This is a genomic window from Paenibacillus sp. JNUCC-31 (assembly GCF_014844075.1).
GTDB lineage: Bacteria > Bacillota > Bacilli > Paenibacillales > Paenibacillaceae > Paenibacillus.
Window position 1 is genome coordinate 2,671,656 of the sequence record NZ_CP062165.1, and the last position, 24,493, is coordinate 2,696,148.

At 47.9% G+C, this 24,493-nt stretch carries 23 protein-coding genes; all 23 read right to left on the bottom strand.

The window, feature by feature from the left end; genetic code table 11:
- Positions 1-114: 114 nt before the first annotated feature.
- Positions 115-1,242: a glycosyltransferase family 4 protein gene (locus JNUCC31_RS11630; RefSeq protein ID WP_192271260.1), complete on the bottom strand. Its 1,128-nt coding sequence runs from the start codon at positions 1,240-1,242 to the stop codon at positions 115-117.
- Between the two features lie 407 nt (positions 1,243-1,649).
- Complete coding sequence (locus JNUCC31_RS11635; protein ID WP_192271262.1) at positions 1,650-2,408, bottom strand: WecB/TagA/CpsF family glycosyltransferase; 759 nt, start codon at positions 2,406-2,408, stop codon at positions 1,650-1,652.
- A 6-nt stretch (positions 2,409-2,414) separates the two neighbouring features.
- Positions 2,415-3,617 carry a polysaccharide pyruvyl transferase CsaB gene (csaB, locus tag JNUCC31_RS11640; protein WP_192271264.1) on the bottom strand — a complete coding sequence of 401 codons (1,203 nt, stop codon included), beginning with the start codon at positions 3,615-3,617 and terminating at the stop codon, positions 2,415-2,417.
- Positions 3,593-5,614 carry a DUF5693 family protein gene (locus JNUCC31_RS11645; RefSeq protein ID WP_192271266.1) on the bottom strand — a complete coding sequence of 674 codons (2,022 nt, stop codon included), beginning with the start codon at positions 5,612-5,614 and terminating at the stop codon, positions 3,593-3,595. The genes csaB and JNUCC31_RS11645 overlap by 25 nt, the downstream gene beginning before the upstream one ends.
- A 238-nt stretch (positions 5,615-5,852) precedes the next feature.
- Entirely contained in the window at positions 5,853-7,574 is a 1,722-nt protein-coding gene (locus tag JNUCC31_RS11650) for a phospho-sugar mutase (RefSeq protein ID WP_192271268.1), read from the bottom strand.
- Between the two features lie 56 nt (positions 7,575-7,630).
- On the bottom strand, positions 7,631-8,062 hold the full coding sequence (gene fabZ / locus JNUCC31_RS11655; RefSeq protein WP_063567749.1) for a 3-hydroxyacyl-ACP dehydratase FabZ: 432 nt from the start codon (positions 8,060-8,062) through the stop codon (positions 7,631-7,633).
- A 487-nt stretch (positions 8,063-8,549) separates the two neighbouring features.
- Positions 8,550-8,771 (bottom strand): DNA-directed RNA polymerase subunit beta, encoded by a 222-nt coding sequence (locus JNUCC31_RS11660; RefSeq protein WP_192271270.1) that lies wholly within the window; start codon positions 8,769-8,771, stop codon positions 8,550-8,552.
- A gap of 12 nt (positions 8,772-8,783) precedes the next feature.
- Entirely contained in the window at positions 8,784-9,623 is an 840-nt protein-coding gene (locus JNUCC31_RS11665) for a flagellar hook-basal body protein (protein WP_192271272.1), read from the bottom strand.
- 524 nt (positions 9,624-10,147) lie between these two features.
- The gene (locus JNUCC31_RS11670; protein WP_192271274.1) at positions 10,148-11,032 is read right to left on the bottom strand and encodes a flagellar hook-basal body protein; all 885 of its coding nucleotides are present in this window, start codon (positions 11,030-11,032) and stop codon (positions 10,148-10,150) included.
- Positions 11,033-11,134: 102 nt separating this feature from the next.
- Positions 11,135-12,133 carry a rod shape-determining protein gene (mreB, locus tag JNUCC31_RS11675; protein WP_192271276.1) on the bottom strand — a complete coding sequence of 333 codons (999 nt, stop codon included), beginning with the start codon at positions 12,131-12,133 and terminating at the stop codon, positions 11,135-11,137.
- A gap of 219 nt (positions 12,134-12,352) precedes the next feature.
- The gene (gene spoIIID, locus JNUCC31_RS11680; protein WP_017691945.1) at positions 12,353-12,640 is read right to left on the bottom strand and encodes a sporulation transcriptional regulator SpoIIID; all 288 of its coding nucleotides are present in this window, start codon (positions 12,638-12,640) and stop codon (positions 12,353-12,355) included.
- Between the two features lie 172 nt (positions 12,641-12,812).
- Positions 12,813-13,550, bottom strand: a complete 738-nt coding sequence (locus tag JNUCC31_RS11685; RefSeq protein WP_192271278.1) for a M23 family metallopeptidase — start codon at positions 13,548-13,550, stop codon at positions 12,813-12,815.
- Positions 13,551-13,661: 111 nt separating this feature from the next.
- Positions 13,662-13,946, bottom strand: coding sequence for a hypothetical protein (locus JNUCC31_RS33270; protein WP_228469624.1), 285 nt, complete (start codon positions 13,944-13,946; stop codon positions 13,662-13,664).
- A 161-nt stretch (positions 13,947-14,107) separates the two neighbouring features.
- Positions 14,108-15,451 (bottom strand): stage II sporulation protein D, encoded by a 1,344-nt coding sequence (gene spoIID, locus JNUCC31_RS11690; RefSeq protein ID WP_192271279.1) that lies wholly within the window; start codon positions 15,449-15,451, stop codon positions 14,108-14,110.
- A 456-nt stretch (positions 15,452-15,907) separates the two neighbouring features.
- A complete protein-coding gene (gene murA / locus JNUCC31_RS11695; protein WP_082704050.1) occupies positions 15,908-17,254 on the bottom strand; it encodes a UDP-N-acetylglucosamine 1-carboxyvinyltransferase in 1,347 nt (448 codons plus the stop codon).
- A 519-nt stretch (positions 17,255-17,773) separates the two neighbouring features.
- On the bottom strand, positions 17,774-18,031 hold the full coding sequence (locus JNUCC31_RS11700; protein ID WP_062321714.1) for a DUF1146 family protein: 258 nt from the start codon (positions 18,029-18,031) through the stop codon (positions 17,774-17,776).
- 529 nt (positions 18,032-18,560) lie between these two features.
- Positions 18,561-18,965 carry a F0F1 ATP synthase subunit epsilon gene (locus tag JNUCC31_RS11705; RefSeq protein ID WP_192271280.1) on the bottom strand — a complete coding sequence of 135 codons (405 nt, stop codon included), beginning with the start codon at positions 18,963-18,965 and terminating at the stop codon, positions 18,561-18,563.
- A gap of 60 nt (positions 18,966-19,025) precedes the next feature.
- On the bottom strand, positions 19,026-20,429 hold the full coding sequence (atpD, locus tag JNUCC31_RS11710) for a F0F1 ATP synthase subunit beta (protein WP_192271281.1): 1,404 nt from the start codon (positions 20,427-20,429) through the stop codon (positions 19,026-19,028).
- Between the two features lie 95 nt (positions 20,430-20,524).
- A complete protein-coding gene (gene atpG, locus JNUCC31_RS11715) occupies positions 20,525-21,397 on the bottom strand; it encodes an ATP synthase F1 subunit gamma (protein WP_192271282.1) in 873 nt (290 codons plus the stop codon).
- 130 nt (positions 21,398-21,527) lie between these two features.
- A complete protein-coding gene (gene atpA, locus JNUCC31_RS11720) occupies positions 21,528-23,042 on the bottom strand; it encodes a F0F1 ATP synthase subunit alpha (RefSeq protein ID WP_192271283.1) in 1,515 nt (504 codons plus the stop codon).
- 16 nt (positions 23,043-23,058) lie between these two features.
- Complete coding sequence (locus JNUCC31_RS11725) at positions 23,059-23,607, bottom strand: F0F1 ATP synthase subunit delta (protein ID WP_192271284.1); 549 nt, start codon at positions 23,605-23,607, stop codon at positions 23,059-23,061.
- On the bottom strand, positions 23,604-24,092 hold the full coding sequence (gene atpF / locus JNUCC31_RS11730; protein WP_192271285.1) for a F0F1 ATP synthase subunit B: 489 nt from the start codon (positions 24,090-24,092) through the stop codon (positions 23,604-23,606). Before atpF ends, JNUCC31_RS11725 begins: the two co-directional genes overlap by 4 nt.
- A gap of 115 nt (positions 24,093-24,207) precedes the next feature.
- Positions 24,208-24,432: a F0F1 ATP synthase subunit C gene (gene atpE, locus JNUCC31_RS11735; RefSeq protein ID WP_090903513.1), complete on the bottom strand. Its 225-nt coding sequence runs from the start codon at positions 24,430-24,432 to the stop codon at positions 24,208-24,210.
- Positions 24,433-24,493: the final 61 nt, after the last annotated feature.

The following is a 24,493-nucleotide window of genomic DNA, read 5'->3' on the forward strand; positions in this document are numbered from 1 at the left end:
TTAGGTTCCAATTATTTAGTAAAAACAACAAAATAAACAAAAAGCCTTGTCCACGAGGGACAAGGCTTGGGCCTGAAAGAATATTCAATAAGATCAGTAAACGAGCGTTTCTATTTAGGATTTCGAACGAGTCTCCGGGTTTAGCTTCACACGCATGCGCATCAGGAAGTTAATAACCGGTCTTCTGGTTTTGCTTACAAGTCCGATGACTTCTGCTCCGACCTGAAGGAAGAACATCATGATACAGATTACAACGAACGTTACCCAGTTGGCTTCGAACATCGCAGCGGAAGATTGGATAATCGCCAGTACACCGAAGAATGCGGCAATTCCGTAGATGATCAGCACCGTCTGACGGTGACTGAATCCAAGTTCACGCAAGCAGTGATGCAAGTGACCTTTATCCGGTGAGAAAATCGGTTTCCGTTGTACCGCACGACGAATGATCGCGAAGAAGGTATCCGAGAGCGGCACGCCGATAATGATCAACGGTGTAATGAAGGACACGACCGCAATTTGTTTGAATCCGAGCATGGACAACATCGCCAGAGAGAACCCAAGGAATAGCGATCCCGTATCTCCCATGAAGATCTTGGCCGGATGGAAGTTAAAGAACAGGAATCCGATAATACTACCCAGCAGCACAAGACACATCAAGGCAATCATCATATTACCCATCAGGAAGGACATCACGGCAATGGTACCAATGGCAATACCGGATACACCGGCAGCCAGACCATCCAGACCATCAATCAGGTTAATCGCATTCGTTACCCCAACAATCCAGAGGATCGTCAGCGGAATGGACACCCAAGCTTCCAGTGAGGAATAGGAATCCTGAAAAGGAATATTGACAAAGTCTACACGGATATTGAATCCGAACACGACGACAGCAGCAGCAACAATTTGTCCGAGCAGCTTCACTTTGGCTGACAGTTCAAACCGATCATCCAATGCGCCAATCAGCACAATGATCGTTCCACCGATCAGAAAGGCACTGACAAAGCTCATATCTCTTGTTGTAAACCAAGAAGACACAAAAGGAAGCAGTGCAGCAACCGTAATGATAAAGGCCAGGAAAATTCCTAAACCACCAAGACGAGGCATAATCCGAGTGTGCACTTTACGTGCATTTGGCGTATCCATCGCCCCAATTTTGACTGCGAACTTTTTGACAAGCGGTGTCAGGGCTAGAGCCAGTCCCATTGACACGATAAATCCAATGATAAAGATCGCTACCATATGAACATTCGACCCCCAATTATAATACCTGTACGAAATTATAAATCCCCTGATCTCTTTTTATATATAAAAATGTTTTGTTAGTTATTTTTGAATACTTGTTACACGATAACGAAGAGAGCAAGGAAAGCCTAAAGAAGCGAAGCGTTCGCCTGAAAGCTTTCTGAAAGAAAGCTACTTCGAAAGCATACGCTATCACCGGATTTCACCCTTATAAGAGGGTAATAAAAGAAATCTGGGGATAACAGCGATCGGAAGGTTGCCTTGCTATCGTAGTTGCTCAGTGTAACCTTTTAATTCAAGCAGCACGACACATGTAATCCAGAACGAATTATACGCTGATCACAGGCGAAATGCCAACCTCAATTTTTAGCAAAAACGTGCATTTTACTCGTAATAGCCTAATTTTAACGGACTTTAGTCACGTTTTCTTTGTCCCGCATCACTTTGACAGCAAATTTCGGAAGCGCAAGCATTCGGCCAGCCCGACTAGGTTCGCGAAGCAGACGGTAAAACCATTCCAGTCTTAACTTTTGAAACAGTTTCGGTGCACGTTTGGTTTTACCCGAAATCACATCAAAACTGCCTCCAACCCCCATGGTTACGGGAACCTGAAGTACATCTTTGTACTTGTGAATCCACGGTTCCTGTGTGTCTGCCCCACGTGCAACAAACAGCAGATCAGGTGCAGCTTCACGAATAGAGGCAACCACCTGCTCGTCCTCAGCCGGACCAAAATAACCGTCACGATAGCCCACAATTCGAATCGCCGGATATTGCTCTTGTAACCGAACTGCTGTTTCTTGAATCACCTCAGGTGTAGAGCCGAGCAGATAAACGCCCCACCGATAGTTTTCTCCAACACGTAGCAATTCATGTAAAAGCTCAAATCCAGGCACCCGCTCAGCCACAGGCTCTCCACAATAATTGGCAGCCCATACCACACCTGTTCCATCGGGAACAATCATTTCCGCAGACTGCATAACCTTCATCATCGCCGGATTCTCCAGCGCTGCCATGACCATGATGGGATTGGCTGTGATAACCTGGTGCGGCTTCTTCGTGAGCACTGCTTCGCGTAAAACCTCCACCGTTTCTTTCATCGTTAGTTTGGAAAAAGGAATACCATAGATCGAAACGGTAGGTATCGGTCCGGTCTGATTCATTTTAATTCACCCTTTGCGGCCTAAATAGTTAATAATTTGCTGTGCAGGCACTCTGGCTTCCTGCTTCAATTCAGTAATGCTTTCTTCATGTTCCTTCAGCCACTGTGAACGCTGATCCAACAGGTTAGCCACCGTCTTCGCCAGTTTATCCCCATCCAGCGCATCCGTACTGCCCACGGTTTCACTATCCAGACGCAGCATGAACTGATCGATCTTCGGATCATACGAGATACCAACGGGTGGAACATACTGTGATGCTGCATAGATCAGACTGTGCAGACGCATGCCGATAACGACATCACAATTGCTGACTTCCTGCAGCATCAGCTGCGGATCAGTGAGATCCTTGGTAATACTTACTTCGCTACCCTTGTTACCCAAATCACCGAGCATTTCCATGACAAAACGTGAAGCCTGCTCATCAATCGGTAAGTGAAATGGCATAAAGCGCAAGTGAACGGCTTTTTTGGAGCAGAGCTTCTTAAGTCCAGCAGCAATCGCTGTAAGTTCTTTACGATCTGACTCCCAGAAACGTACGGATACACCGACAACCGGGAGCTTCGTATGAACGCTTGTTTTATCTGCAATTACATCCCCTGCATTAAGATCAACAGCTTGATCACCCACTGTGATCTCCTGAGCATTAGATGATGGTTCTGGAGATTTCAGTTCTGGCAAAGGCAAGCCCATCACCGGGTCGGGAACGACATGAATCTGATTCCACTGCAACCCCAGTCCTCGCAGATAATCCGCAGATTGTTCATCCCGAACTGATACATATTTGCAGGCCTTGAAGACCGAGCGAATCATCGGATTGAAAATTTTGCGATTTACAGGCCCAATGCCCTGCGCATAGATAAATGTTGGCTTCTTCAACCATTGGGCCAGTTTGATGACACCCAGATAGTAGGGGATGGATTTCAGTCCGGTTGCATCCTGCAACAGACTTCCACCCCCGCTGATTAATCCGTCACTTTCCTTGATCGCTTCACGAACGTCCTTCAACTTCATCCGATGTACTGAACGTACTCCGTACATTGAAGTGGTCGACTCCGGGTCACCGGAGAGCACAATCGGTTCAATTGTGATGTTCGACCGTTGGCTCTCCTCTTCCAATGCCGTCAAAATCGACTTCAGCACTGCTTCGTCTCCGCTGTTGCGGAATCCGTAATATCCCGAGATGACTAACTTTTGAGAAGTGGTGACCATTTTTTCCAACATCCTTCCGCTACTTGCCACACACCCACAGCAACGATACCGAAGATTAAGCCAAGTCCCAATCCCATCACTCCACGAATGAGTGACAACACAGCAGGCGTATGGATATGCGCGAACGTATCCACCATGGACAATTGCCCAATTGCTGCGATAATGAGCACAAAGATGACTTTACGATATTTTAAAGCGGCGAACACGCCAACGATAAACAGCGGGTGTCCCAGCATAAATTCTTTGAATCTTGGTCGCACGCCGAACGTGTCTTCCAACACAACACGCAGGAACATCTCGAAAGGCGTAACCGAACCCGAGTTGCCTGTACGACTCAAATAGTAATACCCAACAACGGCAGCAACAAGTGCCAATACAACCATCACAACGGTGATCGGTGTACGCAACAGTTCTTTGACTTGCTTAATGGAGAACGAACCCGAACCCCGGTAAAACACAATATATATCGCCACCAGCGCCATCGGTGCAAAGTGTAACAGACTCACGCCCCGGAACTGGTTGATGACCAGACTGTACGTAATGCTGTTCAGCAAAGCGATGACAAAAGGCACGGCTAGGAACGACAGAATCGATGTTCTTACATATAAAAATAACGTTTGCGCTAAACGACGACCCGCAGGCGCGTCTGGCTGACGCTGTTGCTGATAGTTCACTGTCCGAACCGCCAGTACCATCGCGATGGTCGGCGCGCTGATTGCGACCAGCAAAGCAATGCCTTGCTCCAGCAATGTCGGTTTGAGCAAGAATAATCCGGCACTCCCTACCAGAGCCAGTGCAAATACCAGCAATGTCAGCAGTGGTACAAAATATGAAACCATAAGAGCAATCATTGCAATTGCACCAATCAAGGCAACCAGCTTGGCATAACGCTGAATGGATGAATCCTTAACCGTGAATGCTTCAGCTTGTCCCAGTTCAAAGCCATGTTTGCCCATTCGTTCAATCGCATGACCCGGCTCATTCAAACTGTTGATCAGATTATCAATCGGATTGGTGATCATGGCTTTGGCGGTATTCCGGCTTGGCGAAGCATTCATATAGAGCATACGAATGTTACGGTCTTTGGTAGCCAGAACAAAACGGTCAGCAATGGTATCTACATCCAGATTGGCATCCCCGTCACTTAAGGAGTACAGACGAGTTACATTATAATCAATTTTGTAAGAGAGAGTCTCAAAACCGGATTGTGGTTTCTTCAAATTCTCAATAGCCGCCAGTCCAATATGGTGCTTGTTCAGCAACTGGGCAAACATATCGAGACTTTTCATCTCTTCATTATCATTGTACCCTTTCACAGCATCGCCATCAAACAGGATGCGCTTTACCCCATTCTCTTCGAAGAAGGTAAGCAGACGTTCCATGGATTCCTGATTGTAAGGAACACTGTCCGAGATCCGTGGCAAAATGTAAAATCCTTTATCACGCAGCATCTTCACGGCAACCGGATCAGGCTGCAAAGGCTGCATGTTGGCATTCTCCGGTGGAGTCTGCAATATTAAGCCGCTACGACCTTCATATTCCCATGAAACCACAGGAATCTCCCGATCGGCGAATGTTTGTTCAATGATAGGGGTATACGTTTGTGCATTTTCCTCATTTGTGAACAGCACATACGTGTAATTATCATTAGCAGGAATGACGTTTTTGGTCATATTCGCAAGATCCTGCCCGTTATATACCATCAAGCGGCGGGACTTCTTCAACTCATCCAGTGTACTTTCGAACACTGCCATGGTTGTCACTCCGGCATCTTTCAAACGAGTCAGTTGTTCATTCATGAAGTCTTGCGGATGGGCCTGATAAGCCGAGATATCCAATAGACCCCGATAATTGAAGACAAGCTCCACCTTTTTGGCGGAAGATTCCGTCTGCACCCGATCACTGATGACAGGGATGGAAGCAATCAAACCGATAATGACAACAATCCACAACCACTTCCGTGAAGCGGTATTCCAATAAAGCCATTTTTGACGCACTACATGTACCTCCTCAAGTGTTGGAACCAAATGCACGTTCAGTTCATGATTTTCATTACAAGATCGTGAATAAATACCGGATACAAACAGCTTGTGTCAACAAACGTGCATCTATCCGCAATTCATCCCAAATCGACGAGACTTTCATCTTTTTTTACCTAAAAGAAAAGCCCCTCCGCCAACCAACCTTACGGTGCGGAGAGGCTTTCTCATGTTATTGCTCCGTGCTGCTTCGTATTTATTGTGCATCTACTCGCGTCATCACCGTAGTAACCAGACGTTCGATGCGGCTTTCCGCATCTTCCAGGCTCTCTCCGCGCACGGCGAAGTATACTTTGATCTTCGGCTCTGTTCCCGAAGGACGCAGGCAGAACCATGATCCGTCTGCCAAAATATACTTCAGCACATTCTCTTTAGGCAAGCCGTCCAGGCCAAGGGAGTAATCCAGCACATCTTGTACAGCGATGCCTGCAACTTCTTGTGGCGGATTAGAACGCCAGTCGGTCATTTTCGCCTGAATTTGAGCTACGCCGTCTTTACCTTTCAGTGTACGGGATTCCAGCTTCTCCAAGAAGTAGCCGAATTGGCTGTACAGCTCTTGCAGAACATCATAGAGGGTTTTACCTTGATTTTTATAATAAGCAGCTGCTTCAGCAATCAGCATTGCAGCCAGAACAGCATCCTTGTCACGTGCGTAGCTGCCTGCCAGGTAACCATAGCTCTCCTCGTAACCGAACAAGAACGTATGACTGCCGGTTGCTTCGAACAGGTTCATTTTTTCACCGATATATTTAAAGCCTGTCAGAGTGTTCATCACTTCTGCACCGTAATGCTCAGCAATGACTGCTCCCATCTCGCTCGTTACAATCGTTTTGACAACCGCACTGTTTTTCGGCAATTTACCTGTCTCTTGCAAGCGGCTCAGCACATAATGCACCATGATGGCTCCCGATTGGTTACCGGACAGCACAAAATATTTGCCGTCGTTGTCTTTCACTACTGCACCCATGCGGTCTGCGTCCGGGTCTGTACCGATCAGAATGTCCGCACCTACAGATTCACCCAGCTTCATCGCCAGCGTGAACGCTTCGCGCTCTTCCGGGTTAGGGGATTTCACTGTGGAGAATTCAGCATCCGGCTGCTCTTGTTCTGCCACAATGTGAACCTGCTCAAAACCGATCTGTTCCAACACACGGCGTACAGGCACATTACCTGTTCCGTGCAGTGGAGTGAAGACGATTTTGAAATCACGGCCGACGCCGGATTGAATCAGGTCACGACTGAGACTTAGGCTTGCAACTGTATCCACAAATGCCTGATCTTCCTCTTCCCCAAGCCATACGAGCAATCCTTGGGCTTCAGCTTCTTCCTGTGTCAGCTTCTTCACATCCGCGAGGGAAGGAACTTCCTGAATGTATTGGATGACTTTCTCCGCTTCATGCGGTACCAGTTGACCGCCTTCATGGTTGTACACTTTGTAGCCATTGTATTCAGGAGGGTTATGACTGGCTGTCACCACAATACCACCGGTTGCTTGCAAATGGCGCACACTGTATGACAGTTGAGGCGTAGGACGCAGGGATGTAAACAGCTTAGCCACAATGCCATTGCCAGCCAAAACTAGGGCAGCATCCAGTGTGAACTCCGGTGAGAAATGACGGGAATCATGCGCGATCACGACAGAAGGTTTACCTTCTTTGTCACCATGCTGCTCCAGCAAATAACGCGCAAACCCCTGCGTCGCACGACCTACAGTATAACGGTTCATCCGGTTGCTTCCGGCACCGATCACACCACGCAATCCACCTGTACCAAACTCCAGATTTCTGTAGAAACGATCCTCCAGCTCTTTCGGCTGATCCTGCAAATCACGAAGCTCCTGTTTCGTCGCTTCATCAATCGAAGCATCCTCCAACCATTGCTGCAATGTTTGTGCTGCTGCTGTGCTTAACTGTTCCATTCCTGCAAGCCCCTTCCTTCTATATAAATTCAATTACCCATCAATGAATATAATCCTTAGCTTGGGTCAGACAGGGCGAACATGATTTCGCCTTCAGCCACGACTTTATCGCCTACTTTGGCGGTAGCTTTGCCTTTACCAATTGAACCTTTGAGACGCGTGATCTCCACTTCCAGCATCAACGTATCTCCAGGCACAACTTGTCCACGGAATCGGAAATTATCCAGTCCCGCCAAAAAGCCGATTTTGCCTTTGTTGCCTTCCAGATTGAGGATAGCTACTGCACCGACCTGTGCCAGTGCTTCTGTAATCAACACGCCCGGCATTACCGGATACTCTGGAAAATGACCAATGAAGAAAGGTTCGTTAATGGTTACATTTTTTAACCCAACGGCACGTTTGCCATCTTCTAACTCTACAATCTTATCCACCAGCAAAAACGGGGGACGATGCGGAATAATCTCTTGAATCTGTTTGATATCGAGCACAGTGTAATCTCCTCTCAGGGTGTTTATATGAGAATTCTTCATCATGGATTGAAGTTAAGCGCAATGGCGGTCGTTCCGGTTACGGATCGTTCTTTCCGATCGCTGTTGTCCCCGAATTTTCTGATACATTTTAGAGTGGTCTAAAATTCGGTGACAAAGGCGAGCGCTTCGCTTCTTCATGAACGATTCCGTTCCCTCCACTTACTTTAGTGCCCGTAAGCCGTCAACCCCAACATGATCAAGTCGAACCTCATATAAATGTTTTTTTAATTTAATGTTGTATGAAAAGCATATTTTCGGTTAACACTAGTTATATCCTTCATGACTGCAGTAGTGAAGGTTGAGATAAGGGGTCTCTCTTCGCGATGACGAAAGTCTTTCGCAGGGGAGGCCTCTTTTGACGTCAAACGTCATCCATCATTATACTGTTTTCAACGCCAAAAAGAAAACTCCTGCCTGCGCAGGAGTTTTCACATATATCATCAATCTACGGAGCGAACACCAGATCATATACATGTTCCCATGTACTCCACTGCAATACGGAACCGATATCCTGTTTACCCAGTACCACATATCCAGCTACCATTCCGCCAGCGAGGGCAAGAACAAGCAGGACCGGAACCAGAAACCATCTTGCGATGCGCCATCCACTCTTCTTCTTGACTTTCGTCTTATCCGGCTTGCTGTTCTGCTGTTGTGTATCTGTCATCACATTCACCTTTTATGCTCTCATATTGTTGGCAAGACCCGACATGGAATCACTGGATGTCAGCGCCCGTGCCGCCAGTTGGTAGGTCCGCTGTCCTTGCATCAGCAAAGCCATCTCCTGTGTCAAATCCACATTGGATTGCTCCAGGTAACCGGTACGAATCATGGCAGTGGCTTCACGTGTAGCTGCATTGGCTCCAAATACATCATTTTCAGTCAGACCGGCACCCAGACCAAACAGGTTATCTGCATACTGCACAAGCCCTTCCGGGCGTTCGATATCTACGAGTTGCAGTTGGGCTCCAATTGTTGCATTAGCTGCATTCCCACGACGGATCAACAGATTGCCTTTTTCATCAAAAGCTACTTTGCTATTATTCGGTGCCGTAATGCGATTACCCTGACGATCCAATGCAAAGTGGCCTTCCCCATTGACCAATACCATCATGTCTGGTGCATTGGGATTCGTTTTGGGTCTCGTGTCAGGGACAAAATGGAATGCACCCTGACGCGTCCACATTTTCTCACCATTTGCTTCAACGGCAAACATCGCATTACCTTCAATGGCCAGATCTGTTGGATTGCCTGTCTCATTGAACGAACCCTGAGACATATCCTTCGTCACATCAGCCAACCGAACACCAAATCCGAGGTTGTACCCCATCGGAGTCGAGCGTCCATCCAGCTTATACTCATCGGGTTGCTGCTGCACTCGGGTTAGTACATCCTCGAAGGCTGCTTGCTTGCTCTTATAGCCTGCCGTATTCACGTTGGCAATATTATCGGAAATGACATCCAGACGTTGCTGTATTCCGGTCATGGAGACCATTGCACTAATCATGGAATTATTCATACGGTGGTTATCCTCCCTGTTTTCACCCTCCCAAACCCTCCCTTGTAGGGAGGGCCCCAGATGGCGCTGCCCTCTGAACTCCCGAAACAGGCGGAGTGGGTGCGTGGGGTACGATCTTGCTAAGTGACGGTGGTGTGTGTGCGCCGCGACTGCCCAGCTATGATTCTCGCCATGGTTTCACATGGCTGAATCATAGCTGGGCACGCTCTTTATCCGGCGGGTAGCTCCGCGTGGTCTCTCCCTGCTTTGCTTCGCAAAGGACTGTCGAGACCTTCGCTGCGCTTAGGATAATGCTTCGCAATCCTCGCACAGGCTCGGTTGCGTTTGAGCTTGGCGCTCCGCGTGGTCTCTCCCTGCTTTGCTTCGCAAAGGACTGTCGAGACCTTCGCTGCGCTTAGGATAATGCTACACTATCCTCGCACAGGCTCGGATGTGCTTATTCTTTCGCTTCGCGTGAGCCTCTCTGCTTTGCTTCGCAAAGGGCGTTTGGCTCTCCGCTACGCGGTTATATTGGTATGTCGGCGTTATACGCGGCCGACTTCATTAACGGCTTTATCCAGACTTCGGTCGTAGAATTGCACGACCTTCTGGTTCGCTTCATACGCACGGAATGCGGCGTTCATATCCACAGTCGCTTGTGAAGCATCTACATTGGACCCTTCCAGATAACCCTGACGGATCTGCACATTATCTCCGGCAGCCATCATTCTGGCGGTTGCTCCACCCTGATCATTCAGGCTGAAATTCCCATCGCCCTGGCGTACCAGCTGGTTGGGTTGATCGATTACACTAATTCCCAATGTTACACCTGTTGGTACACCTGTGTCTGCATTGACAAGACGACCTTGCTCATCCACTTTAAATTGGTCTACCGAACCTGTCAACACAACCGGCTGTCCATTATTATCCAACACTTGCGAACCCGTTGAACTCAGGAGTTGTCCAGTCCCTGTAACCTCGAAATGACCATCGCGTGTATATCTTGTATTACCTTCTGCATCCTGTACCGTAAAATACGCCTGAGGCTGGTAGGTTACCGTGCCATCAGCCCGTACAAATTTGCCTGCAGAATCAAAGGGGACAGGTTGTCCTGTCTGCGGATCATTCACGGCCAGATTGGACGAAATGGCAAAGTCACTCTTTTGCCCGCTTTCCATAATGGTTCCCTGCAAATTCATGGACAAACTTTCTTCCGCGAACACACCCGTGTTCAGCTTGCCCAGCCGCTTTGTCGGAAGATTCGCATCTCCGCCTACCAAAGTAATGAGCATTTCCGGGAAAGAACGGCTTACGCTGTTCACTTGTTTGTAACCCGTTGTGTTCATATTTACAATATTCTGCGTTGCGGTGTCATGGCGGCGTTGTTGCGTTATCATTCCCGCAGTTGCGGTGTACAGACCTCTTAACATGTATTAACCCCTCTCCTCAAGCGCTTGTCCTGCATTACAGGATGGCTGCTTGTCCGTTCTGCTTCCCGAGCATGGCGAACCTTTGCTTTTTATATCGGCAGATCAGAACTTTTTCTTAACCACCTGATCCAAATTATTCAACATAATGCCTGTTCCCTTCACGACACAATGCATCGGATCCTCTGCAACCCATACCGGTACATGCAATTCATTGGACAACAGTTCGTCCAGTCCGTTCAGCAAAGCGCCTCCACCTGTCAACACGACACCTCGGTCAATAATATCTGCCGACAATTCCGGCGGTGTCCGCTCCAATACCGACTTGGCTGCAACGATGATGGATTGCACGGAATCCCATAGTGCTTCCTGCACTTCATTTCCCGACACCGTTACGGTAACAGGCAAACCGGATACCATATCCCGTCCGCGAATGTCCATCTCCGTCTGATGACCACCCGGGTGAACAGAACCAATCGCAATCTTGAGATCTTCGGCTGTACGTTCACCGATCATGAGCTTGTATTTAGCTTTGATAAACTTGGTAATCGCTTCGTCGAACTTGTCCCCTGCGACTTTAATAGAAGAGGCGGTGACTACGTCGCCCATAGACAGGACTGCAACGTCAGTCGTTCCGCCGCCGATATCCACGACCATATTGCCGCTCGGCTGAAAAATATCCATTCCCGCACCGATCGCTGCCGCTTTCGGCTCTTCTTCCAGAAATACTTCTTTGGCACCGCTGCGTTCCGCAGCCTCACGGATGGCCTTCTGCTCCACGGAAGTAATATTGGTTGGTGCACAGATCAGAATACGCGGGTGGCTGTACCAGCTTCTAGCCCCCACACGATTAATGAAATGTCTAAGCATTGCTTCCGTAATCTCGAAGTCCGCAATAACACCGTCACGCAGCGGTCTAATGGCAACAATGTTACCTGGAGTACGCCCCACCATACGACGCGCTTCTTCCCCAACAGCAAGGACCCGCTTCGTATCGCTTTCAATGGTCACGACGGAAGGTTCATCGAGGACGACCCCACTTCCTTTCACGTGAATAAGCACGTTCGCCGTGCCAAGATCAATACCGATATCCTTGCTAAACATAAAAGAGCCCCCAAAGTGATATTATTTGGTCAGCGTATCCTGTGAAAAAGAGTCCCTTATCACGTCACCGCTCGTTCGACAAAGTGCAACATATATATGTAAAAATCGGGCTGATAAGATGTCATAATTCGATCCTGTACCAGCTTTTAACATATCATACTTCAGGGGAGGGATTCAATGCATGTGTGAGCTTTTTGACCTACGTCTTGCCGCAGGTCCCTACAATTTAGCGGAAGCCAGCACCTCACGTTTTTTACCGCTTGTTTTTTTGTATTTGATTTTGGTCGCTTCACCGCCCCGCAAATGGCGGATGGATTTGTGATACTCCAGAATGTGTTTCACCTGGTCAGCAAGATCAGGGTTGATTTCCGGCAGACGCTCCGTCAGATCCTTATGCACAGTACTCTTTGACACGCCGAATTCCTTGGCAATGGTACGGACCGTATTCCTCGTCTCAACAATGCAGCGACCAATTTTGATGGTCCGTTCCTTGATGTAATCGTGCACGCTCCCGCCTCCCTACTGTGTGGATAGTTTGGTACATTATATGAGGAGCATGCCTATATATTCGCGGTTTAGAGGTGTGACAAGCTTCGAAGGTCCCATTATTTTCTGAAAAGCACAAAAAGAGCAGAGGAGAAATCCCCTCTGCCCGTCATGTTGCTGCGGTAAAAATCATTTATTTTTCCGGAAGATATCCTTGCGGGTTGACCGGTTGACCGTCTTCGTATACTTCAAAGTGAAGGTGGTTGCCCAGCGTTTTTTCCAACTCGTTAACGCCAGCAGATGCAATCGCATCTCCTTGCTTCACTTCATCATCCTGTTTCACTTTAACGTCAGCCAGGCTTTGGTATACGGTCTTGAGGTTATCACTGTGTGTGATTTCCACAACTTGACCTGTCAGCGGGTTTTGTTCCACCCGTGTAACTTTACCGCCGAGTGCTGCTTTGACTTCGAACGTTTTGTTATCGCCCCGTGCCAAGTCTACACCCGTGTTCGGGATAAATGTGTCATTGTACTGCACCATCGCCGCTTCATGTTCCTCGGTTGAACCTTCGTTCTCATAGAATGGTTTTACGACCGAAATTTCGGACGGCACCGCTACCGGCCAAACAAAATTCTCCGACTTTGCAACAACTTCCACACTTTCCTGTTCTCCATTAACCGCAGTTTCTTCCGTACCCGATGCGCCGGTTTCTACTACCCCGCTTGCAGGGTCCGAGTTCAGCGTTTTTTCGCCTGTGCCCTGATAGACCCACACTAAGGTTAGTATAATGCCTGCTGCTGCGATGTAGGCTGCCGGGAAGACCCAGCGTTTGGACATTGCTCTTCTCCATGAAGAGGGCTGGCTAGCCGGTACTCCTTGAGTTGTTTTAGGAGTTTCTTCTTGGACTGTTTTTTTGTTTTGTTCATTCATCTTGATCACCTCAGTAACAAGTGTTACCGGGTGCAACTCTTTTATACACGCGCGACTCTAATTATTTTCACAAAGCTTTCAAAGAGTGCTATATAAGGTGAAAAAGAGGAGCTACACTGGGCCACTCCGCGTGCAGAACAACCTTCCGGCCACTGTTACTCCCAGATTTCTTCTATCACCTTCTTCAAAGGTGAAATCCGGGAGTAAAGGCGGACGCTCCGCTCCTACAGGTTTTTTCTGCACTCTCCGTTCCGGTGTAGCTATTGATCCAGCCTGATATACCCAAGTTTTGAAAGCTCCGGAAGGGAGAGACGGAAATACATCGATTGGATTTAACAGCCAATCCTTATCAAGTGCGGCTGTAAGATTGAACATGGCGTTATAATTTAAGTTCATTAATAGAGCAAAACTGTGGCTTTTAATTTTTTCGGCTTAGCAACTTCATAGATTGCCTGCGAGGACTCGCTTTATATTATAAGCGACCCCATTCCATTACTACTAATAGACTAACGGTTGGTAATTCAAATGGTCTGGTCGAAACTGACTTCCATGTTAGCCTATTTTGAGGCCAGCATCTTGGATGCCTGTCCGAAAGAGATACCGGTGTAGTAGTGTTTGAGAATCTGGGTTGCAGTGTGACCCTCCTGTGCCATCCCATTGGCTCCCCACTGGCTCATACCGACGCCATGACCGTATCCATACGTGGTAATCTGGACCTCATCCCCATCCGTCTTCCAGCTGAACTGGCTCGATCTCAGGCCTAGCAGCTTTCGAACCTCCGGTCCGCTAAAGGGTGTACCTGCAATCCGCATTTCCTTGATCCGATGGCCTTGCGTGGTAGACATGACTTCCATCCAGCCACCGTTCTGCTGCGCGGTCACCGGGATAGAGCTCGCACTAAGATTCAACTTCTGGAGAATCTCGCTGCGTCTCATTGTGATCGTTTCCTCAAAACCCGGAGCCAGTTTTTTATCCCACGGACTGGCTACACTTTGCAAGTAGGGAACAGGGTTGCCCCACACATCCTCTGCATTTTCTGTATATCCGTTACTCGTGGAGAAAAAAGAAGCGGTGATCGCCTTGCCCTGATATGTCATGACCGCATCCCGGCTCTCGCGGACAGCCTGTTGCAGTTTCTCCCATTCCTTGGCTTTCCCTAATCTTGTCCAGTCCGCTTTCACTTGGTCTGGTGGTATAAACACCTGATGGCTCACGGTATCGGTCACATCGGCTTCTCCTGATGGCACACCGCTTGTATCATTCGCGGCCAGCCTCCGGACGATAAACGTTCTTGCAGCAATGGCCTGAGCCTTTAATGCTTCCAGTCTGAATTCAGCTGGCATCTCGGCTGCCACCACACCCGTAACATATTCCTCCAGCGGAAGATTCATCGTTGTACCGGTTGCAGACAGGTATACCCTTACTTGAGGTTCAGGGTAGGTAACAGGTACAGCTGGAGAAGGCGCTGGAGGCGTTACCTTACCTATAACTGATGGAACAGGGATCGGTTTGACCGGATCAACCGCCCGGGGCCAGACCAGAACGGCGGGTATGAGCAAGGCAAGCGCCAGTAATGTAGAAACAGCTGCTACCGGCTGCCAACGAGTTGTGCCTTTCCCCCATCGGGGGACTCTGCCAAATGTACGCATTCTGCGGCGTTTGACACGACGGAACTGGTCCAATTCAATAACAGGTACGTGCGCACGCCCCGCAAACGGCCCCGCTGGCTCTATTAACGGGTCTGGACTGGATGATGGTGTTACGGATTTTCCTGAAACGGTCCTGAAGTTCGTGGAAGCAAGCTTGTCTTGTTCCACACCGAAAACAGCAATCTCCTCTGGCTCCTTCCCAGGTGGACGGGGGACAAGAGGTACTTTAACCTGTACACGGGCTTCTTTCATTGTGATATAACCCTCCGTTGTCCATGGCCGGTCAAGCGCCGGTCCTTTTGTTCAAATCCATAGTTTAGGGTATGAGCTGCACGGATCTGATAGAACCTGATTTAAGAGAAACGAAGGGAGTTCATATGGGCTGCCTTTAACTAACCTCTGCACTTTAAAAACAGAGAAACGTTGACCCGGCGCGATTTTCCGGTTCGTATTGTACAACACATTTCTTTAAAACTCGCCCTTTCATTTTGTCAGAATCAGCACAGAATACGATGTTATGCTACAAGTTAGGACCAGCTATTAATAGAATCAGGTACTGATTCAATTGATTGATGAACACAAAAAAAGCCAAGCCAGTTGGCTTAGCTTTTAAATCTGTAGTTACATGACAGCATGCATGCTCCTGGATCGTCAATCACAATATTTTGAGATTGCGGTTTAGAACAACAGCCATTATCCCATCTAACGTTAAGCCCAAGTCGGTTGTACCTTAAACATCGGTACTTCTTCCTCAACCTTTTCGTTCGATGCTTTGACTGCATCCAGCTTAGGCTCTTCAACCGAAATACGATAAATATCGGCTCCAAGTCCATTAAGCTTCTCAGCGAGGTGTACATAGCCACGGTCAATGTGATGAACACCGCCCACTTCTGTTGTACCTTCAGCAACCAGACCCGCAATAATGAGTGCGGCACCCGCACGCAAATCAGTCGCTGTTACTTTGGCACCCTTCAGTTTGGCATTGCCTGTGATGATGGACGAGCGTCCTTCCACTTTGATCTCCGCATTCATCAACTGGAATTCATCCACATGCATGAAGCGATTTTCAAAAACAGTCTCTGTCACCACACTGGTTCCCTCAGAAGCAAGCAAGAGCGCCATCATCTGGGACTGCATATCGGTAGGGAAACCAGGGTATGGTAATGTTTTCACATCCACAGCCTTAAGAGGACGGTCTGCGATCACTCGCACGCCATTCTCGTCAGGGTGGATTGTTACACCCATCTCTTCCATCTTCGCAATGACGGAGCCCAAATGGTCTGAAATCGCACCTTCGATATACACATCACCACCGGAAATTGCAGCGGCAGCCATATAGGTACCTGCTTCAACGCGATCCGGAATGACGGTGTGTTTTACGCCAGTCAGTTTCTCCACACCTTCGATGCGGATGACTCCAGTTCCAGCGCCACGAACTTTGGCACCCATGCCGTTCAGGAAATTGGCAAGATCCACGATCTCTGGCTCTTTTGCCGCGTTCTCCAGAACAGTCACGCCTTCAGCCAATGTTGCAGCCATCATAATATTTTGAGTGGCTCCTACGGAAGCCACATCCAGATAAATTTTAGCTCCACGCAACCGTCCTTGGCTGCGAGCTTCTATATAGCCCTGGCCCAAGCTGATCTCAGCGCCCATGGCTTCAAAACCTTTCAAATGCTGATCAATAGGCCGTGTACCGATGGCACATCCACCAGGAAGCGAAATTCTTGTATGACCCATACGTGTCAACAATGGCCCCATGACCAGAAAAGACGCCCGCATTTTACTTACCCATTCATACGGTGCCTCACAGGAAGTAAGTTTCTCCGCATTTACGGTAATCACTTCGTCCCGGTATGTAACACCCGCTCCCAGCGATTCCAACACCTTGTTAATCGTCATCACATCGTCTAGAGGAGGAGCGTCAATAATTACGCTTTGTCCTTCTTCCCCTAAGAGAGAGGCAGCGATGATCGGAAGAACAGAATTTTTAGCGCCGCTAACTTTGACACTTCCGGTCAACCTTTTGCCACCGCGGACGATAAATTTGCTCATCATGGTTCCCTCCGCGCTTTTATTCCCTTTTCTTCATTCCGGAATACGTGAGCCCCTCTGTGATAGAAGGGACCGTTGCTGTGTGTGGAATTTCGACATAACCTGGCAAATAACGCCCTTCATGTCTGTTCAGAAAAGAATTGGTTTATGATCCATATCGATGATACCACGTGCCGTGCATAATACCTTCCGACCTTGTAAATATAATGCCTTACAGGTCAAGCAAGCATCAGAACAACAGATTGGGATGATTATTAGCCGGATTCAACCGGATATCCCGTTTATAACCACAAAATAAGTGAACAATGGTGAATTCCCTAACTTCCATCATAACATTGTTGAATTGTACGATACAAGCATTTTTACATAAACATCTCAAATTCATTCAATACCTTGTCACACTTTTTTCTCAATTCTTCCGCCGACAACTGATACTCTAATTGTTAACACAATCAATCGATGTTATTCGACAATGACTGCTTGAAGAACTTAACAGATGATTAACCAACCATCTCAACATTAAAACAAATGACGCAACATTTGTGTCCATGACAAATAGTCAATGACAAAGCCTGAAACCGCATGACCAAGTATGATGGCCAGCAGCAAATGTAACAGTCTTCCCTGTGCTCCTCGTGGCTGCCTGATGATTAAATCCAGCTTGAGATTCTGCAGAGCCCACCAAGACAACGCTATACATAAAAGAGAGACGATAATCGAGACCAAGCCATTCGTACTTAATGTCTGGTTCAACTGATTTGTCAGATCAGTATCCATATATTCATTACCTCCACATTTGTTGCAGCGATCAGCATAATTATGCCTGGCATCCATAACTTGTTAGAATACTGGAATGTCTCGAACACAACACACTGAACCTACATTCAGACTTACTCCTGACATGCAGGAACTTTTGATGCCCAATCACGGAGCAGCAACCATCTGGTTGTGAATGACTATGGAATTCATCTACGCAGTTTCCTGCATCTGCTGACTCTATGGAATATAGGCTCTTTCATCATACATTGTCAATTACATTGATTTCCACTTTGCAAATATTTTAAATTTAAATGGTCGGGATTTTGTGACTAAAACGACATAAAAGAGGGTGATTTCGATATCGATCTTGTCATTTCCTCGGAAATAATTTGGAATTCCGTCGTTAAAAAATGGTTCTACCAGGGATCTGTATTGTCACGACTTTAGTCCTACATTCTATTCATATCCCCATAAACGGTGAATATATTTAACATCAATTAACTCAAAAAAGCCTGGCACATTAAGCTGCCAGGCTTCCAAGAATCGTTTATTTGCCGTGTACGTTGATCCGGTTAACCGCTTTTTGCAGAGCAATCTCTGCCCGGCGGTGATCAAAGTGGTCCTGATTGCTTTGGCTGCTAAGCCGGCGTTCCGCCCGCTCTTTCGCTGCACGCGCACGGTCCACATCAATACTTTCCGGGAATTCGGCACTCTCTGCGAGCACAACAACCTTATCTTTACGGACTTCGATAAACCCGCCGCCAATAGCGACTTGCTTGTTCTGTTTTCCGTTTTTGATAATAATCGGTGCGATCTGCAATGGTGTGACCATAGGGATGTGACCTGGCATAATACCCAGTTCCCCTTCAACACCTCGAACGATGATACTATCCACTTGCTCTGTAAATACCAAACGCTCGGGCGTTACAATTTCCAACAAAAAGGTGCTCAATTCCATCCCTCCTGAAACTATCCGATAGCTCGCTTCATAAGGACAATCCCTGGATTCAGACTATACCAGTGTTTTGGCTTTCTCCACTGCCTCTTCAATTGTACCCACGAAGAGGAAAGCTGCTTCCGGAAGATCGTCGTGCTTGCCTTCGAGAATTTCTTTAAAGCTGCGCACCGTTTCTTTAACCGGAACGTATTTACCCGGAATACCGTTAAATTCTTCAGCAACGTGGAATGGCTGGGACAAGAAACGTTGAATCTTACGAGCACGGTAAACGAGCGCTCTGTCTTCTTCACTCAGCTCATCCATACCAAGAATCGCAATGATATCTTGCAACTCATTGTAACGAGCCAAGATGCGTTTAACGCCCTGAGCTACGTTGTAATGCTCTTCGCCTACAACTTCAGGGGACAAGATCCGGGAGCTGGATGCCAACGGATCTACCGCAGGGTAGATACCCATCTCGGAAATTTTACGCTCCAGGTTCGTTGTTGCATCCAAGTGGGCAAACGTTGTTGCTGGAGCCGGGTCAGTATAGTCATCCGCAGGCACGTAGATGGCCTGGATAGATGTTACAGATCCTTTTTTGGTCGAAGTGATACGTTCCTGCAGTTGACCCATCTCTGTAGCCAGCGTTGGTTGGTAACCTACCGCGGAAGGCATACGTCCGAGCAAGGCAGATACTTCTGAACCTGCTTGGGTGAAACGGAAGATGTTATCGATAAAGAGCAACACGTCACGGCCTTCTTCATCACGGAAGTATTCCGCCATCGTCAGACCTGTGAGGGCTACACGAAGACGTGCGCCTGGAGGCTCGTTCATTTGTCCGAAGACCATCGCTGTTTTGTTGATAACGCCGGAATCACTCATCTCGTGATACAAGTCATTACCTTCACGTGTACGTTCACCAACACCCGCAAATACGGAGATACCGCCGTGCTCTTGTGCGATGTTGTTGATCAATTCCTGAATCGTTACGGTTTTACCTACACCGGCACCACCGAAGAGACCGATTTTACCACCTTTGGCGTAAGGAGCCAGCAAGTCGATAACTTTGATCCCAGTCTCCAGCATTTCAGCCTGGGTAGTCAATTCATCAAAAGCAGGAGCCGAGCGGTGAATCGGGTTCTTATGTTCAGCAGCTACAGCGCCGCCAGTATCAATGGCTTCGCCGAGTACGTTAAATACACGACCCAGTGTCGCTTCCCCAACAGGTACAGAAATCGGAGCTCCTGTATCTACGGCTTCCATACCACGAACAAGTCCGTCCGTGGAGGACATCGCGATACAACGTACTCGGTTGTCACCCAGATGCTTTGAAGCTTCGAGTGTAAGATTCACACTTACGCCGCTTTCGCTTACTGTAGTGATCGTAATGGCATTGAGGATTTCCGGCAGACCGCCGCGATCAAACTCGACGTCAACAACCGGACCCATGATGCTCACAACGCGTCCTTTGTTCATCTTAACGTTCCCCTCCTACAAGCCTGCTAGTTTTGCAGAAATAATGTCCGTTCTCTTTTATCTCTGCACTGCAAGCCTTCATTAATAAAAAACGGTTAGCCTTGTGCTGCGTTGGCACCTGCCACAATTTCCGTAATCTCCTGCGTAATCGCCGCCTGACGGGCACGGTTGTAGGTCAATGACAAGTCGTTAATGAGTTTGGATGCATTTTTGGTTGCATTACCCATTGCAGTCATTTTCGCGCCCAGCTCACTCGCCTTACCATTCAGAAGTGCACCGTAGATCAGCGTTTCCGCATAACGCGGTAGCAAAACTTCCAGTACAGCCTCAGCTGAAGGCTCGTATTCGTAGCTTGCCGTCGGTCCTTCCGCAGCAGTTACCTCAGGTGTATCCATCGGAAGAAGACGTTCAACCGTAGGAATCTGGGTCAACGCATTCACAAAGCGGTTATAACAAATGTACAATTCATCAAATTTAGCCAGCTCAAACCCTTGAACAGCCTCGTGTGCAATGGATTTGATATCTGCAAATGATGGTGAATCCGACAGATCCGTTATAACGGATGCCATCGCCATTTCGCGCCGTCTGAAGTAATCGCGTCCCTTACGTCCAATGACGAACAATTCGTAGTCATTCTGAGAGTTGTGGCGCTCTTTGAGCGTCAGATTGACCTGACGCAAAACGTTCGCATTGTAACCCCCCGCAAGACCACGGTCCGATGTGATGATTAGATACGCTGTCTTTTTAACCGGACGGCTCTCCAGCATCGGATGTTGAATTCCTTGCGTACTTGATGCAATACTAGCCACAACTTCTTTCAGTTTCTCCGAATAAGGACGGGCTGCCTCTGCTTTCTCCTGCGCTTTCCGCAGTTTTGCAGCAGCAACCATCTCCATTGCTTTGGTGATCTGCTTGGTGCTTTGTACGCTTTTAATTTGCCGCTTTATTTCGCGCATGCCTTTTGCCATGATTTCACCACCTTAAAGTTTTGACAAGGTCAAAACTACTTCGTAAGCATATTGAAACTTTGATAAATCAAAGTTTTACATGCAGACATGCGGAATCCGTTAAACAACTCCGCAGCTGCATATCATCTATTTAGACAGAGACAGCGAAGCTCTTTCTGAATTTCTCAATAGCATTTTTCAGAGCGGATTCATTGTCTGCAGTCAATTCTTTTGTATCACGGATGGATGCCAGAATTTCAGGGTGGCTGCTCTCCATGAACGCGAGGAATTCACCTTCAAAACGAGTCACATCACCTGTAGGAATTTCATCCAGGAATCCTTTAACCGCTGTGTACAAGCTGACTACCTGTTGTTCTACAGGCAGAGGCTGGTTTACACCTTGTTTCAGGATTTCCATCATGCGAGCACCACGATTCAGGCGGGCCTGAGTCGCTTTATCCAGATCGGAACCGAACTGAGAGAACGCTTGAAGCTCACGATATTGAGCAAGGTCGAGACGCAGGGAACCTGCAACCTTTTTCATCGCTTTGATCTGAGCAGAACCACCAACCCGTGATACGGAAATACCTACGTTGATCGCTGGACGTTGTCCAGCATTGAACAGGTCAGCTTCCAGGAAGATTTGTCCGTCTGTGATGGAGATTACGTTCGTCGGGATGTAAGCAGATACGTCGGAAGCTTGTGTTTCAATAAACGGAAGTGCGGTTAAAGAACCACCACCAAGTTCATCATTCAGCTTCGCTGCACGTTCCAGCAAACGGGAGTGCAAGTAGAAGACGTCACCCGGATAAGCCTCACGGCCCGGAGGACGACGAAGCAGCAAGGAGAGCTCACGGTATGCGGAAGCTTGTTTGGTCAAGTCATCATAGATAACCAAAACATGCTCACCTTTATACATAAAGTACTCTCCCATCGAACAACCGGAATACGGTGCGATGTACAACAGTGGTGATGGATCAGATGCTGCCGCAGTTACAACAATCGTGTACTCCATTGCGCCTTTACGACGAAGAGTTTCTACGACTTGTGCAACTGTAGATTGTTTTTGACCGATAGCAACGTAGATACATTTCATGCCGCTACCTTTTTGGTTCAGGATCGTATCAATCGCGATTGATGTTTTACCTGTTTGACGGTCACCGATGATCAACTCACGTTGTCCGCGACCGATTGGAACCATTGCGTCAATGGCTTTGATCCCTGTTTGCATCGGCTCATGAACGGATTTACGATCCATTACGCCTGGTGCTTTACCTTCAACCGGACGGAATTCCGTTGTAGCGATTGGCCCTTTGCCATCCACTGGAATACCGAGCGGGTTAACAACGCGTCCAATCAATGCTTCGCCAACAGGCACTTGCATGATTTGACCCGTACGTTTTACTTGGTCGCCTTCACGAATATCATAGTAAGGTCCCAGGATAACGACACCGACGTTGCTCTCTTCTACGTTCATGGCGAGTCCCATAACACCGCTTGGGAATTCAACCAACTCATTGGACATTACATTCTCAAGTCCGTATACACGGGCAATACCGTCACCGACCTCAATAACCGTCCCGACTTCGACTACATCGATATCGTTCTTGTATTGTTCGATCTGACTCTTAATTAATGTACTGATTTCTTCTGGTTTGATACTCAAGTGTCCTCACCCCAATCTACTGTACTCGTCTGTTAAAAGACTGCTCAAGACGTTCGAGCTTGCCAGCCAAGCTGCCGTCATAGATCGTATCGCCAATGGCAACTTTCAATCCGCCCAGCAGAGTCGGATCGACAATGTTCTCGATACGGATCTTTTTATTCACACGGCCACCGAATTCACGGGCTACCGCTTCTTGTTCTTCATCATTCAAAGCATAAGTCGAGTACACGCGTGCATCGGCTATGCCGAGCGATTCGCCCTCGATCTTCACATAATCATTCAGCAGAGCTTCCAGCAATTCAACACGTCCTCGCTCAATCAAAAGCAAAACGGTTTTCAGAACAGGTTCAGACACCTTGCCGTCAAGACTTGTGCGAAGTACGTTCTGTTTTGCCTCTTCAGAGATGTTGGGTGACTCGATAAATTTACCGATTTCCGCATCACCTGTGATGGCACTCACGACAGTACGTAGCTCTTGTTCGACTTCAAGCACCTGCTGCTGTCCGAGAGTAACCTCAAACAATGCTTTCGCATAACGCTTGGCAACAATCGTATCGCGGCTCATTGTCGGCCTCCTACCTCATTGAGGTATTGGTTCACAAGCTCCTCTTGTGCAGGACCGTTCTCAACTTCTTTTTTGATCAGCTTGGAAGCGATTTGAACGGAAGCTGTACCCAGTTCGCGGCGAAGCGCTGCAACCGCTTTGTTCTTCTCGCTCTCAATCTCACGCACAGCATCGTCTTTCAGGCGATTCGCTTCTGCTTTTGCATCCGCCAGAATCGTTTCAGCCTGTTTGCCGCCTGTTTGTTTCGATTGTTCAATGATGTCATATGCATCTTTACGTGCCTTTTCAAGAGCCTGCTTCTGTTCCTCAACATAGGCAATAGCCTGATCCCGCGTTTGGGCAGCCTCATTCATTTGCGCCAATACGAGTTCACGACGTTTTTCCATAATGGAGAAAAGTGGACCAAATGCATAACGGCTAAGCAGCCAATATAAAATACCAAATGCTATAATCGCCAGAACTGTATTTTCCCATACGAAATTCAATCTGTTCACTCCTTCCTGAAGGTATCCTCAGGCCGCAACTCCGCGTTTACGGACGCTACCTAAAAAGAAGGCGCGGATGGCTGTGGCCTTCCCCGCCAAACCTGCACTGATTTTATTAAGCCGCTCCGTAGAAAATGAACGCCAGTACCACACCGATGATCGGCAATACCTCGATCAAACCTACACCGATAAACATTGTTGTTTGAAGAGTGGATTTTGCTTCCGGTTGACGGGCAATACCCTCCACCGTTTTGCTGATTACCAAACCATTACCGATACCTGCGCCAAGTGCGCCCAATCCTGCAACAATTGCTGCTGCCAATAATGCCATTGCTCCCATTTGTATATCCTCCTTAGAATGTTCGTTCAAATTTTATAGTTCAGCCCTACAGGGTTAACCG

Excerpts from the sequence above, each read along its gene's own strand:
- JNUCC31_RS11630 (WP_192271260.1), bottom strand. The coding sequence starts at position 1,242 with ATGGTAGCGATCTTTATCATTGGATTTATCGTGTCAATGGGACTGGCT.
- JNUCC31_RS11635 (WP_192271262.1), bottom strand. The coding sequence starts at position 2,408 with ATGAATCAGACCGGACCGATACCTACCGTTTCGATCTATGGTATTCCT.
- csaB (WP_192271264.1), bottom strand. The coding sequence starts at position 3,617 with ATGGTCACCACTTCTCAAAAGTTAGTCATCTCGGGATATTACGGATTC.
- JNUCC31_RS11650 (WP_192271268.1), bottom strand. The coding sequence starts at position 7,574 with ATGGAACAGTTAAGCACAGCAGCAGCACAAACATTGCAGCAATGGTTG.
- JNUCC31_RS11660 (WP_192271270.1), bottom strand. The coding sequence starts at position 8,771 with ATGACAGATACACAACAGCAGAACAGCAAGCCGGATAAGACGAAAGTC.
- JNUCC31_RS11665 (WP_192271272.1), bottom strand. The coding sequence starts at position 9,623 with ATGAATAATTCCATGATTAGTGCAATGGTCTCCATGACCGGAATACAG.
- JNUCC31_RS11670 (WP_192271274.1), bottom strand. The coding sequence starts at position 11,032 with ATGTTAAGAGGTCTGTACACCGCAACTGCGGGAATGATAACGCAACAA.
- mreB (WP_192271276.1), bottom strand. The coding sequence starts at position 12,133 with ATGTTTAGCAAGGATATCGGTATTGATCTTGGCACGGCGAACGTGCTT.
- JNUCC31_RS11685 (WP_192271278.1), bottom strand. The coding sequence starts at position 13,550 with ATGAATGAACAAAACAAAAAAACAGTCCAAGAAGAAACTCCTAAAACA.
- JNUCC31_RS33270 (WP_228469624.1), bottom strand. The coding sequence starts at position 13,946 with ATGAACTTAAATTATAACGCCATGTTCAATCTTACAGCCGCACTTGAT.
- spoIID (WP_192271279.1), bottom strand. The coding sequence starts at position 15,451 with ATGAAAGAAGCCCGTGTACAGGTTAAAGTACCTCTTGTCCCCCGTCCA.
- murA (WP_082704050.1), bottom strand. The coding sequence starts at position 17,254 with ATGAGCAAATTTATCGTCCGCGGTGGCAAAAGGTTGACCGGAAGTGTC.
- JNUCC31_RS11700 (WP_062321714.1), bottom strand. The coding sequence starts at position 18,031 with ATGGATACTGATCTGACAAATCAGTTGAACCAGACATTAAGTACGAAT.
- atpD (WP_192271281.1), bottom strand. The coding sequence starts at position 20,429 with ATGAACAAAGGACGCGTTGTGAGCATCATGGGTCCGGTTGTTGACGTC.
- atpG (WP_192271282.1), bottom strand. The coding sequence starts at position 21,397 with ATGGCAAAAGGCATGCGCGAAATAAAGCGGCAAATTAAAAGCGTACAA.
- JNUCC31_RS11725 (WP_192271284.1), bottom strand. The coding sequence starts at position 23,607 with ATGAGCCGCGATACGATTGTTGCCAAGCGTTATGCGAAAGCATTGTTT.
- atpE (WP_090903513.1), bottom strand. The coding sequence starts at position 24,432 with ATGGGAGCAATGGCATTATTGGCAGCAGCAATTGTTGCAGGATTGGGC.